Origin of the sequence: Globicatella sanguinis (genome assembly GCF_002847845.2) — a bacterium.
In the GTDB taxonomy this organism is placed as follows: Bacteria; Bacillota; Bacilli; order Lactobacillales; family Aerococcaceae; genus Globicatella; species Globicatella sanguinis.
In genome coordinates, this window is record NZ_CP126962.1 from 1,409,388 (window position 1) to 1,422,361 (window position 12,974).

A 12,974-nucleotide genomic window follows, 5' to 3' on the forward strand; every position below is an offset into this window, starting at 1 on the left:
GACTAATATTGGAGAAATGCCGGGTAAAGAGGTGGTTCAAGTCTATCATGAGCCTCCACAAGGAAAATTAGGAAAACCTAAACGCAATTTAATTGAATTTCAAAAAACAGAGCTTCTTCAACCTGGTGAAACAGAGAATTTGAATTTTGAAATTAAACTACAAGACTTAGCTTCCTATGATGATAGTGGTGTAACAGGTCATCCATTTAGCTATGTTCTTGAGGCGGGAGAGTATCAATTTTATGTGGGCGATAGTCTAATAAACTTAGAATTGGTGGGCAATTATCATTTAGAAAAATTATTAGTAATTCAAAAATTGAAACAAATTGCCGCTCCCGTGGAAAATTTTAATCGTTTAGTTGCTACGTTGGAAGAAGGACAATTGGTTGAAACTTATCAACCCGTAACTTTACAAAAAGAATCAGTAAAGGAAAGAGTGTTGCAGCATCTGGAAAGTTTATCAGAAGTAAGTTCTGAAGAGACTTTCTTAGATACCGGTAAAACAGTATCAGAGTTGATTCATTCTTTTTCTAAAGAAGAGTTAGACGCCTTAACGCGCGGTGAAGGACCAATGAATAGTCCCTTTGGTCCGAAAGGGAATGCTGGAATGTTTGGTGGAACGATTGAATCATTACGTCAAAAAGGAATTCCTCCGGTTATTACCACAGATGGTCCAGCAGGTATTCGCTTAAATTATTACGCTTCACTTTTACCTTGTGGTACTGCTTTTGCAAGTACGTGGAATTTAGAATTACTGGAAGTGATAGGGATTGAATTTGGAAAAGAATTACTGGACTTAGGTTCCGATATGATTTTAGCACCAGGGATGAATATCCATCGAAATCCTTTAGGTGGGCGAAACTTTGAGTATTTTTCAGAAGATCCTTATTTAACAGGTAAAATGGCTGCAAGTTATGTTATCGGGGTGCAAAGTAATCCAGTTGCAGCTTGCCCAAAACATTTTGCATGTAATAATCAAGAAACAAATCGAAATTATAATGACTCGCGCGTATCGGAACGTGCTTTGCGTGAGATTTATTTAAAAGGCTTTGAAATTTGCGTGAAGGAATCTAATCCTTATTCAATCATGTCGTCATATAATAAGATAAATGGGGTATGGGCTCATTATCATTTTGATTTAGCAACAGAAATTTTACGTAATGAATGGAAATATCAAGGGTGTATCTTAACTGATTGGTGGATGCGAATGGCTAAAGATCCAAATTTCGAACATGTTGAAAACAATGCTTATCGAGTCAGAGCACAAGTTGATATTTTAATGCCTGGTGGAAAAGATTTTGTAACGAAGGAATCTGATGATTCTTTAATTCAATCACTAGAGCATCTCGATGGAATTACTTTAAAAGAAGTGCAACATTCAGCTTTGAATGTTTTAAATCTAATACAAAAAATAAAAGGCTAGGTTAATTGAAAGCCTATGTGAATAAACTTAGGTTATATATTTTTTATTGATTTTCTCAAAAAGAAGCAAAGAATTTTAGTAAGAAAAATGGTTCTACAACTTGTAGCGGGAGAAATGATAAAAAATGAGCTCTAAGGCAAGTAATGTTGGTAAATAGTAAGGCTCTATATTTTTTTGTGTACAACTTAATTTTTAGAGGAAATCACGAGCTTTTTGCATATAAAAATAGCGCTGGTGAAGCTTCCGCCAACACTAAAAATTATAGAACCTAATTTTAACAACGTTGAGTGGACGTAATCCTTGTACTGAAAACAAGGGACTACGTTATTCAACGTTGTTATTTTTGTTTTGAGTGATAATTTGCGTGAAACGATGGGTGAATTGAGCTGTCATTCCCCAGATTGTTTCATCTGTTAAATCATAAAAAGGAATCGCATTACTACGTTGCGAAAAGCGATATTGTTTGCCATTACGGATTTTATTAAATGGAAAATCCTCATTAGGGACGATTTCTGACGCTAATTGATAGTATCTAGGTGGATGATTAATTAAGTCTTTTAAAGAAACGGAAAATATTTTAGCAACTTCTTCATTGGGGGTAATTTGTTGATAATCGTCTATCAAAAGTCTGCCGACAAAACAATGAATGGTCGCTTGAGCATTCACGATATAATCGATTTCTCCTAGAATTTGGATTTGGTTTTCTGAGATGTTTAATTCTTCAGTCGTTTCGCGGATCGCTGCTTGGATAAGTGATTCATTGGCTTCAACTGCTCCACCAGGAAAGGAAACATCACCAGGTTGCGGCACTTGTTCACTTCGGACTTCATATAAGACATGCCATTCGTTCTTTACTTTAATTAAAGGCAATAAGACAGCATATATACGTTTTTGACTAATGGGTTTTGCTTGATAGCTGATTAACGCTTGTTCAATATTATTTAACATGGCGACTCCTTTCTAATTCGAAATACATTAATCTCATCTTATCGGAAACAAATTTTAAAGTCAAATAGACAGTTTGAATCACTTCGTGCTAAGATTGAAAAAAGTAATATGAAGGAACAATTGAACATTTTATGAATTCAAATGAAGCTTAGCTAGTGCGCTTCGCTTGTTTACCATTGTCACCCTGTTCGATTTCTTCAAAATTGTCCAGCCTAACAACAGGTAGAATCTTATCCGTGACATAATGTTCGGTAAAATTAAGAGAAACAGAGACAATCAGAAGGGTGTGAAATGACCTTCTAAATATATATTGCGAGGAGTGAGGCAGATGATTATTAAACAACCGTCAAAAAAATTAAACAACTATCAAATTATCCATGCAATTGGAGGGAGTGAGCTAAATTTTAAACAATCAGTTGGCGAAGAAGTTTATCGTCAATCTTTAAATAAAATATTAAATGCGTTAAACATAGAGCCAAAGCAAGTTCATCATGGTAACCAAGTGCATGGTGCAAATGTAGAGATTGTCAATGCAGATAAAGGTGAACATCCTCTGTTTGCAGGTTATCCACTGTCACCAGAAACAGATGGCTTTATTACAGCTGAAGCCGGTGTAGCTCTTTTAGTACGGATGGCGGATTGTACACCGATTGTTATTTATGATCCTATCAGTAAGGTAATAGCAGCCCTTCATTCGGGTTGGCGTGGTACCGTTCAAAAAATTAGTCAGCAAGCGATTGTTAAGATGGTTAATCATTTTGGAACCGATGTCTCTGATTTAATTGCTTATGTCGGTCCTTCAATTGACCAAGAGCATTATGAGGTAGGTTCAGAAGTTTATGAGGCTTTTGAAGCAATTGGTAATCGCGATCGTTATTTTAAAGCAAAAGGTGACAAATACATTTTAGATATGATCCAGGCCAATATTGAAGTTTTAAAATTAGCGGGTGTAAAAATAGAAAATATTGATTTTTCTACCGAGTCAACATTTGTGAGTGAAAGACTTCATTCAGCTAGAAAAGAAGGTAAAGATTACCAATTAAATGCCTTACTAGTCATGCTGCCTTCATAAAAATGAACTGATTATCCTGGGGTAAAATTTTTTTGAAAAATTAGATGAATTAGTATATCATTAAAATTAAAAAACGATGAGAGGCGATTGGATGAAAACTCATAAATTAGCGATTATAGGTGTAGGACATGTGGGGACGCAAGTATTAGCAAGTGCGCTTCATTCCCATTTATTTTCAGAAATTATTTTAATTGATCCCCGTACAGAATTGGCTACTGGTGAGGCGTTGGATCAGGCCCATGCGACAGGATTATTAAGTCGGCATAATACTAAAATCTATGTGGGACAATATAGTGATTTAATCGATGTCGATATTTGTATTATTGCAGCGTCCTATGTTTATCCCAATGGTGAACTACCAGAAGATCGACAAGCGTTGTTAACTCAAAACGCCTATATTATTCGAGAAATTATGACGAATATTACTCAGGTTACTCATGAGCCAATTTTATTATTTATTACAAACCCTGCTGATACAGTTGTGTATATGGCGGCCACCGAGTTTGACTATCCTAAAAATAAAGTGATTGGGACCGGTTGTAGTTTAGATTCCGCAAGACTGCGTTATATTTTAGCCCAGATGTATGATGTGGCACCCCATTCAGTGCAAGCTTATATGTTAGGTGAACATGGATATACTGCCTTTCCTGCTTTGAGTCATGCGAGTATTGCGGGGATTGGTTATCAACAACTAAAACAGTACTTTCCTAACATCACAGAACGGACTCCAGATGAGATTAAGGAAAAGGTAGTATTAGCGGCTTACGATGTATTTAGAGCTAAAAACGGTGTCACCGATGCGGCTATCGCACAAGTAGCCATCGATATTACACAATCTATTCTGTTAGATGATCACATGATTTATCCCGTAAGTACAGTAGTTGAAGCCAATGAATATCACTCAGAAGCGATTGCTTACAGTCTACCGACCATTATAGGAAAAGAAGGCATTGTAAAAGTCTTACCTATAGCACTTAATGAATGGGAGCAAGCAAAATTAAAAGAGTCTCTCATATCAATCCAAACGAATATTGATTTAGCTAAAAGGATATAGAAAGGGAGTGGGCAAGAAGTAGAAAATTGAATAATTTTCGCTTCGTCGGTCTACCCCCGCACAGTTGAGTAGGCCTCAAACAAGTCATTAAGACGCAGTTTGAGACCACTCAACCACTGCGCTTTTAATGAATAAGCTCTAATTTGACTGAATTCTTCAAATTTATGTTCAATGTCAATAAGACGCAGTTTGAGACCACTCAACCACTGCGCTTTGAATGTGCGCCCAGCATGGGCGTTAACTTGGCGGTTCAAGTCCGCTACTTCTAACGCATGTGAGACTGTAATGACTAAAGTCAAACAGTCTCAGCAAGGCTTTGCAGTAGGAACTGTTAGCTAAGGGCAAGGGTGTCGGTACCCTATCCTTAATCTCTAAGTGCTAAAGCACTAAGAATTAAGGTCGTCGTGAGGCGGAATCTGAAGGAAGCCTAAGGCAAACTCCTGCACCGACGAACAGAAACTTGATAGAAGGTCTAATCATAAGGGTGAGCTTGCATTACAAAGTAAAGCCCAATACTGCACGGATTATGGTTGGATAAATCAAGCGGTGACATGGGAGGGAGGTTAACGCACCTTACCTGGGGAGGTCTCATGAGAGATAAGCGTATCTTAGTAACAACGAATCATGAGAAGTCAGCAGAGGTCATAGTAGGTTGTCTACCAACTGAAGGACTGAACAATAATGAACATTGGAAAGAAAGAGAGGTAGTGAAGATGAAGAAGGCAGAAAACAAGCAAAAGCTTGGCAAGATGCAAAGGGATAAGACGGAATCGAAAGAGTATGCATCTGCGCAGAGTCAATCACTAGGAGAAGCTTTGGACCAATGGCGTCACTATCCGATAATGTCGAGGGTGGTAGAAAGAAATAACCTGAGACGCGCATGTGATAGAGTCAGAAGAAATGGCGGAAGCCCGGGTGTGGATGGGATGACCGTTGAAGAAGTAGAAAGTCATATCTTCAATTATTATGTTCCTTTGTGTAAGAAATTATTCGAAGGCACTTATCGTCCTCAGCCAGTAAAACGGGTTGAAATACCTAAACCGAATGGAGGTGTCCGTAAACTAGGCATACCCGTTGTAAGGGATAGAGTGATACAACAAGCGATTAAGCAGGTTATTGAACCGTCAATCGACAAGACCTTTAGCCCTTACAGTTATGGGTTTAGACCAAATCGCAATGCTCATCAAGCAAGAAAACAATGTGCCAAGTATTATGAAGAAGGCTACCGATATGTCGTGGATTGCGATTTAAAACAGTACTTTGATACGATTAACCATGACAAGCTGATGTATCTTCTGAAACAACACATTGACGATAAATCAATATTAAGATTGATTAACCGATTCTTGCAAGCTGGCGTCATTGAACTAAACGGAAACTTCCAGAAGACAGGAAAAGGCGCCCCGCAAGGAGGCGTTCTGTCGCGATTACTCAGTAACATCTATTTACATGAGTTAGATAAAGAACTAACGAAACGTGGACACCGATTCGTCCGCTATGCCGATGATTTTGTCATCTTTACGAAAAGTAAACGAGCAGGCGAACGAATTCTACAGAGCATCAGTCGATTCCTATCAAAAGAATTGAAATTGGTTGTGAATACAGAAAAAAGTAAAGTAGGTAGTCCTTACCGTTTAAAGTTCTTGAGTTGTCTGATAATGAAAGCGAATGGAGGCTGTCGATACCGACCGACTAAAGAAGCAGTGAAGCAATTCAAAGCGAAACTTAGACAAGTCACGAGTCGGAAAACACCGAAAACCTTTCAAATGTTGGTAAAGGAAATCAACCAAGTAGCCAGAGGGTGGATACAATACCATGGAAGAGGCTATATTAAAGGCACTATCCGAGCCATTGAATCCTGGTTAGATCGCAGAATCAGACAACTAATACTCAAACGATGGAAACGACCAAGAATGAAGATAAAAGAACTCATGAAGAGAGGACTAACACTCGATGAGTCCAAACGTATCGCCTATTCAAGAAAGAAATATTGGCGATTGTCCTGTACTTGGGAAGTTCATCAAGCCATACCAACGGAAAAACTCTACCAATGGGGTCTTTTGAATATGACCCAATTGGCAGAGCAAGTGTACTTACATTATTGAACCGCCGTATACGAGAACCGTACGTACGGTGGTGTGAGAGGTCGACTAATCAACTAATGATTAGTCTCCTACTCGATTAAACAGATATGCCTGAACAGAATTTAAAAAGTTTTTGCCCATCTCATCATATTGTCATTCAAATATAAAAACAAGGAACTTTTCAAAATATTGAGATGTTCCTTGTTTATTTATGAGTCTTTTTAGTTATTTAGTCGTGTTTGCAGTAAAATACCAAGAGTTTAATGATGCCGCGGATATTATAACTGTATGAGCTAGATAGATTTAATTAGTTTTGTGTGGGGTATTCTTTCATAAATTTTTCCATCCGGTCCATTGCTTCAGCAATAATGTCGTCGCTTGCAGCATAACTTAAGCGGACGTAATTTTCGCCACCCGTTCCAAATGCTGAACCTGGAATTAACGCAACCTGTGCTTTCGTCGCCAGTTCTCTACCGAATTCAAAGCTGTCTTGAGGATAACCGGCAGGGATTTTAGCGAATAAGTAAAAAGCACCATTTGGTTTAATAATTTCAAATCCCATTTTGGTCATGCGTTCATAAATATAATCGCGTCGTTTAATATAGGCTTCTTTCATGATTAGGGCATCATCTTTACCATCGGTTAGGGCAGCAATACCGGCATGTTGTGAGATACTCGTTGCGTTGGTGATATAGTTTTGGTGAACTTTATTCATTTGATTGGTAATCATCAGTGGAGCAAAGTTAAATCCAACTCGCCATCCGGTCATCGAATGGGATTTAGATAATGACTGTACAACGATTGTTTGTTCTGGTAGATAAGTTGCGATGGAAACATGTTTATCTCCGTAAACAAATTCACTATATACTTCATCACTGACGATGAAAATTGGCTTATCTTTTAAAATATTGGCGATTGCTTGCGCTTCTTCATCGTCCCAAGTGATGCCTGTAGGATTGGTTGGGTAGTTTAAGACAATGGCTTTCACGTCGTCACCATGTTCGGCTAATGCTTGTTCCAACAATTCTGGAGAAAGCACAAATTGATTTGGTTCGGTGTTAATATGAACCGGAATACCGCCATATAAGATAATCATTGATTGGTATAAGGTGAAAAAAGGTGAAGGGATTAGTACTTTATCACCAGGATTAAGAATCGCTTTAAAGGCTATTGACAAACCTTCAGTGGCACCATGAGTAACAATGGTTTCTTCTGGCGTATAATTCAATTGATATTTATCATTTAACCATTGGCATGCAGCTTGTCTTAATTCTAAAACGCCAGAGGCATGAGTATAGCGAGTCGCATTGTTATCAATCGCTAGTTTACCAACTTCTTTAATATGGCCAGGTGTCGTAAAATCTGGCTCACCTAAAGTCAATTTGATAATGCCTTCAATTTGATTACATAGTTCATCAAATTCACGGATGGCCGATATTCCAATTTTTTCAACGTCTTCATTAAAGCGGTTTTCAAACAAATTCATAATCTTCACTTCTCTCATTAAAATTTAATTTGGTATTATTGTAACACATTTATGATTGATACTAAAGATACTAGAATTATGTGGAAAAAACTCATCTTTATGTTATAATGTACGAGTGAAAGATTGATAAATAAAGGAGAAGTTTAAAGATGATTTCTGCAGTAGATTTAAGAGCGGGTATGACATTCGTTCAAGATGGCAAATTAATCCGCGTACTAGAAGCGAGTCACCATAAACCTGGTAAAGGTAACACAGTTATGCGTATGAAATTACGTGACGTACGTTCAGGTGCCACTTATGACACAACCTTCCGTCCGGACGAAAAATTTGAGCGTGCTTATCTTGAAACAAAAGAAGTTCAATACTTATATAGCATGGGTGATGTTGCAACCTTCATGGACTTAGAAACATATGAACAATACGAAATTCAAACATCAACGATTGAAAATGAATTGAAATATCTATTAGAAAATATGGAAGCTAAAATCCAATTTTATGGTTCTGAAGTAATCGGTGTTGAATTACCAACAACAGTTGTATTAACAGTAGCTGAGACACAACCTTCAATTAAAGGTGCCACTGTTACAGGATCTGGCAAACCAGCAACGATGGAGACAGGTTTAGTGGTTAACGTACCAGACTTTATTGAAACAGGAGAAGCGTTAGAAATTAATACCTCTGAAGGTACTTATATGCGTCGTGCACAAAAATAATTAATTAAATAAATCAGGAGGCTGATGTAAAATAGAAAAAGAAATTCTATTTTGCATCGCTTTTTTTAATAGGAGGACTGGAAATGTTAACCATTGGATATATCGGAAATGGTAAGAGTACTAATCGTTATCACTTGCCTTTTGCTAGAAAAGTAGAGGGCATTCGTATTAAGTCGATTTATCATCGTAGTCAACCGAAATGGCAAACCTTTGAAGATATTCATTATACGACGGATTTAGATGAAATATTACAAGATCCAGAAATTGACTTAATTGTCATCACCACTTATTCAGATTCGCATTATCATTTTGCTAAATTAGTTTTGGAAGCTGGTAAACATGCTTTAGTAGAAAAGCCGTTCACCCATACAGCGAACGAAGCAAGAGAACTTTTTCAATTAGCCGAAGCAAAAGGGCTGATGTTGCAAGCCTTTCAAAATAGACGCTTTGATTCTGACTATTTAACGACACTTAAAGTGATTGAAAGTGGCAAGTTGGGGGATGTTTTAGAGTTAGAAATGCATTTTGATTATTTTAGACCTGAAATACCGGAAAATGTTCATGAATTTAAGGTTGAACAAAGTTATTTATATGGTCACGCTTGTCACACTCTGGATCAGGTGATTGCTCATTTTGGCAAAGCCGATCATATTCATTTTGATGTGAGACAATTACTTGGGCCTAATCGAATGAATGATTATTTTGATATCGACCTTTATTACGGTAAATCGAAAGTATCGGTCAAATCAAGTTATTTTAGAATTAAAACACGTCCTAGTTTTGTGGTTTACGGTACTAAAGGGATGTTTATTAAAGAGAAAAAAGACCGGCAGGAAGAACATCTGAAACATTTTTATATGCCTGATAATCCAGACTTCGGTTTAGATTTACCGGAGGATTATGGGACGTTGACTTATATAGATTCTAAAGGGAATTACCATGAAGAAAAAGTGGTGTCTGAGGTGGGAGACTATAGTCGTTTCTATCAAAATTTGTATGACACCATCGTTAATGGCGCTCCCAAAACGGTTTCGGATGATGAGACCCTTTATCAATTAGAAATATTAGAAGCAGGTATTGAATCAATGATTCACCAATAATTAAAAACAATAAGTAAACCTGACAATGAGTATCGAAAGTGAAATGGATTCGTACTCATTGCAGGTTTTCTTTTTAAGCTGGTATTCTAATGTTAGTCTTTGTCATTCTCATACAATATTTTGGTCTTAAGTTCTTGCGATTGGCGTTCGAGTTCCTTGCCTATATCAGTATTTTTGACATATTGACGCTCATGGCGTTTTTTAACAATTAATTGTGTTGGAAAAATGTCAAGATATTTTTCAATTGCCTTTTGTTTTGAAGTGAAGGGATGATGCGCGACTAAATACACTTCATTAGAATTATCGACGAGTGTATATCCAGCAATGCCGGTTACTTTTTGATAGGCAGTTGATAAGCCACCATCAATGACAAGCATTTTACCATTGGCCTTAATAGGATTTTCACCTTTGATTGTTTTCACTGGGGTATGACCATTTATAATATAGCCTTCGCTCGTTAAACCAAAATCGTTTAATAATTTTAAGCAAAATTGCTCATTTTTGCGCCATTCATAATAAGGGTTTTTAATTTCGCTATGGACTGTTTTATCTGAGATAAAGTAACGTTCAAAGGTGCGCATGATATCTTTTCCAAAGAGGGTAGAACTAGGACCGCACCATAAGTACCAAAGGGTTTCTGTTGCCCAATCGTCATGAGAATCTAATTGCTTAAAGCTTTCTTCGATTGAGGTTGCATAGAAGTCCATCAATGATTTTCCTTGATAAAGGTGATTATCGATGTTTAATTGGTAATATTGACCTTTTTCATTAACGGGAATACACCCATGGAAAAGAAGATTATCATTATATGTTAAATACATTTTTCCATTTTCTAATAAAAATTCCATATGTTCTTTTAATTTTGCTGAATTTTGGAACTGATGTAGTAAATCTAATAAAATAAGTTCTTCACCCAAGGTTAATTCATTTGGTTGTTCCCAATCGATTAAATCAAAGCAAGTATTGTCTAAGTGATATTCTTGACCTTCAATGTTGATTGTATGGGTATTGGGATCAATCATCGGCAGTAAATTGCGGTGGTTCATCTGAAATTCTGGGCGACGTTCAATTAATTGGCCCTCTAATTTGAATTGCATGATGGTCATGGCTTGATGCATACAATTTATCGCAGTTTCTGTTGCTGCATCTATAGGTGTTTCGAGTTTAGGTTTAAAAGCAGCATTTTCTTGATAATAACGAAGAGCGAATTTTTTTAATCGGCTTAAGTCAATGTCATAGCTTTCTTCTAAAAACTGGGTGTGTCCATAGCGGAAAGCAATTCTTAAAACTGTAGCAAGACAAGTCATATTACCAGCATAGGCCCCCATCCAGATGATATCGTGGTTTCCTAAAGTAATATCAACGGATGGTAAGCTCATGAGGACATCCATTACTTTATCAGGATGAGCACCACGGTCATAGATATCTCCTAATACATGGAGATGATCGACTACAAATCGTTGGATTAGGTAACTCAATTCAGTTGCAAATTGCGGAGCCAACTCCAGTTCTATAATGGTTTTAAAAATTGTATGATAATAAGCATTTTTATTATCGTGTTCATCGTATTGATATAAAAGCTCTTCTAAAATATAAGCATATTCACTCGGTAAAGCCTTTCTTACTTTTGAACGGGTATATTTACTGGACACAAATCGAGTGAGGTTGACTAAATTTTTTAATAAAGATTGCCATTTATCAAAAGATCGTTGTTTACCTAAAATAAAATCTTCAGGATAATAAATGGCGAAGCAAAGCTCATTAATGGCTTGTTCATCTAGTTCATCTTCAAAAAGGGTTTGTACTTTAATGCGAATAATACCGGAGCAATTGCGTCTTATGTGGTCAAAGGCTTCGAATTCACCATGGATATCACTAATAAAATGTTCAGTCGCTTTTGGTAATTCACGGATTGCCTCAAGGTTAATAATCTCAGCTAAATCATTTAAAGTTTTTTTCTTCATCATGATGTAAGGGCCCCCAATCGATTAATATAAATGTATTATATCAGATTAAAATAAAATGAGGAGCCATCAGCAAAATATTTTACAAAAATTGTATTGAGTGTTCCAAAAAGATAAAATAGATAATGAGGTGATCATTATGTTACAAGAAGCGCAAGCAATTCAACATTATCTGCAGTATGTTGGCCAAAAATATATTGCACCCCATAAAGCTTTAGATGAAGAAGAATTTATGCTGCAGTTTAAAAAAGACGGGGGAAAGGCACGGAACCAATTTAAAAAGATAGTAGAGGCTTTCAATGACCAACAAAATCTTTTAAAAATGCAACGTGTAAGTAATTGGATGAATCAAGCGCAATTTGGCACCCCATTATTTTATTGTTTTTTTAGAGGGGAAAACGATGAGATGTCTTATCCTGGTATGGCTGTGCGTTTATATATAGAAGGACAACGATTAGGATTAACTTGGGAGGTAAGTGTACTTGAGCGGACTTTAGCTAAAGATAGTTTAGTGAGACAACATCGAGTATTGAGAGTTCCAGCTGATGACGCCATGTATTATTTAGCTTATAGTCAAGGTGAACCTTTTATTTATTCGGGTACTGAGGATAATCGCATTTTTTTAAAAAATGCCGTTGAAGCGGGTGAAGTGAGAAAAGTTCTTGTTAAAAGTTTAATTGGTTTTTTTGATGAATTTCAAACGACGGATGATTTAATTGAGGCAATGAATCAACATTTTGAACGATTGTTTCCTTATTATTTAGCCACCAAATAAACAAATTAATTTTGACTGACGAAGATTGAATGAAGATTGAATTAATAAAAAAGAGACTGAACGAAATGTAATATGAACGGCTCCTTATTAAGTAAATACTAAAAAGTAATGCTACTTTAAAAGGAAGCTATCAAATTATTTCTGTTCAGTCTCGTCTATTTCACTTATATAAAACAGTTAAATGCCACTCAACCACTGCGATTTGAATTAAATTGATATGCTTGAACAGAATTTAAAAGTTTTTGCCCAAACTCGGAGCAAAAATTAATGGCTATAGACCACCTCGTCAGTGAACCCTTAAAACCGAATCCGCTTAAGGATACTCGATACCCTTAAAATCGTCGTTAGCATTGTG

At 36.6% G+C, this 12,974-nt stretch carries 10 protein-coding genes; 7 read left to right on the forward strand and 3 right to left on the reverse strand.

Annotated elements, in window-relative coordinates; genetic code table 11:
* The first annotated feature begins 16 nt into the window (after positions 1-16).
* Positions 17-1,423, forward strand: a complete 1,407-nt coding sequence (locus tag CYJ72_RS06160; RefSeq protein ID WP_180764861.1) for a glycoside hydrolase family 3 N-terminal domain-containing protein — start codon at positions 17-19, stop codon at positions 1,421-1,423.
* A gap of 324 nt (positions 1,424-1,747) precedes the next feature.
* Here CYJ72_RS06160 and CYJ72_RS06165 read toward each other — a convergent pair whose 3' ends face one another.
* A complete protein-coding gene (locus CYJ72_RS06165) occupies positions 1,748-2,359 on the reverse strand; it encodes an NUDIX hydrolase (RefSeq protein ID WP_066124888.1) in 612 nt (203 codons plus the stop codon).
* A 340-nt stretch (positions 2,360-2,699) separates the two neighbouring features.
* Here CYJ72_RS06165 and pgeF point away from each other — a divergent pair, with 340 nt between their 5' ends.
* The 3 genes from pgeF to ltrA all read left to right on the forward strand — a co-directional run bounded on the left by pgeF (position 2,700) and on the right by ltrA (position 6,602).
* A complete protein-coding gene (gene pgeF / locus CYJ72_RS06170) occupies positions 2,700-3,443 on the forward strand; it encodes a peptidoglycan editing factor PgeF (protein WP_066124859.1) in 744 nt (247 codons plus the stop codon).
* 91 nt (positions 3,444-3,534) lie between these two features.
* Positions 3,535-4,497 carry a lactate/malate family dehydrogenase gene (locus tag CYJ72_RS06175; protein ID WP_066124858.1) on the forward strand — a complete coding sequence of 321 codons (963 nt, stop codon included), beginning with the start codon at positions 3,535-3,537 and terminating at the stop codon, positions 4,495-4,497.
* A gap of 590 nt (positions 4,498-5,087) precedes the next feature.
* Positions 5,088-6,602, forward strand: a complete 1,515-nt coding sequence (ltrA, locus tag CYJ72_RS06180) for a group II intron reverse transcriptase/maturase (RefSeq protein WP_284628685.1) — start codon at positions 5,088-5,090, stop codon at positions 6,600-6,602.
* A gap of 286 nt (positions 6,603-6,888) precedes the next feature.
* Here ltrA and CYJ72_RS06185 read toward each other — a convergent pair whose 3' ends face one another.
* Entirely contained in the window at positions 6,889-8,067 is a 1,179-nt protein-coding gene (locus CYJ72_RS06185) for an aminotransferase class I/II-fold pyridoxal phosphate-dependent enzyme (protein WP_066127094.1), read from the reverse strand.
* Positions 8,068-8,216: 149 nt separating this feature from the next.
* Here CYJ72_RS06185 and efp point away from each other — a divergent pair, with 149 nt between their 5' ends.
* Both efp and CYJ72_RS06195 read left to right on the forward strand, forming a co-directional pair.
* Positions 8,217-8,780 carry an elongation factor P gene (gene efp, locus CYJ72_RS06190; RefSeq protein WP_066127099.1) on the forward strand — a complete coding sequence of 188 codons (564 nt, stop codon included), beginning with the start codon at positions 8,217-8,219 and terminating at the stop codon, positions 8,778-8,780.
* Between the two features lie 83 nt (positions 8,781-8,863).
* Positions 8,864-9,880, forward strand: a complete 1,017-nt coding sequence (locus CYJ72_RS06195; RefSeq protein ID WP_101813671.1) for a Gfo/Idh/MocA family oxidoreductase — start codon at positions 8,864-8,866, stop codon at positions 9,878-9,880.
* A gap of 92 nt (positions 9,881-9,972) precedes the next feature.
* Here the strand turns inward: CYJ72_RS06195 and CYJ72_RS06200 are convergent, their stop codons facing one another.
* Positions 9,973-11,847 (reverse strand): fructose-1,6-bisphosphatase, encoded by a 1,875-nt coding sequence (locus CYJ72_RS06200; RefSeq protein WP_180764824.1) that lies wholly within the window; start codon positions 11,845-11,847, stop codon positions 9,973-9,975.
* A 136-nt stretch (positions 11,848-11,983) separates the two neighbouring features.
* On the opposite strand from CYJ72_RS06200, the gene CYJ72_RS06205 reads away from it, so the two are divergent.
* Positions 11,984-12,619, forward strand: coding sequence for a hypothetical protein (locus CYJ72_RS06205; protein WP_066125783.1), 636 nt, complete (start codon positions 11,984-11,986; stop codon positions 12,617-12,619).
* Positions 12,620-12,974 lie beyond the last annotated feature (355 nt).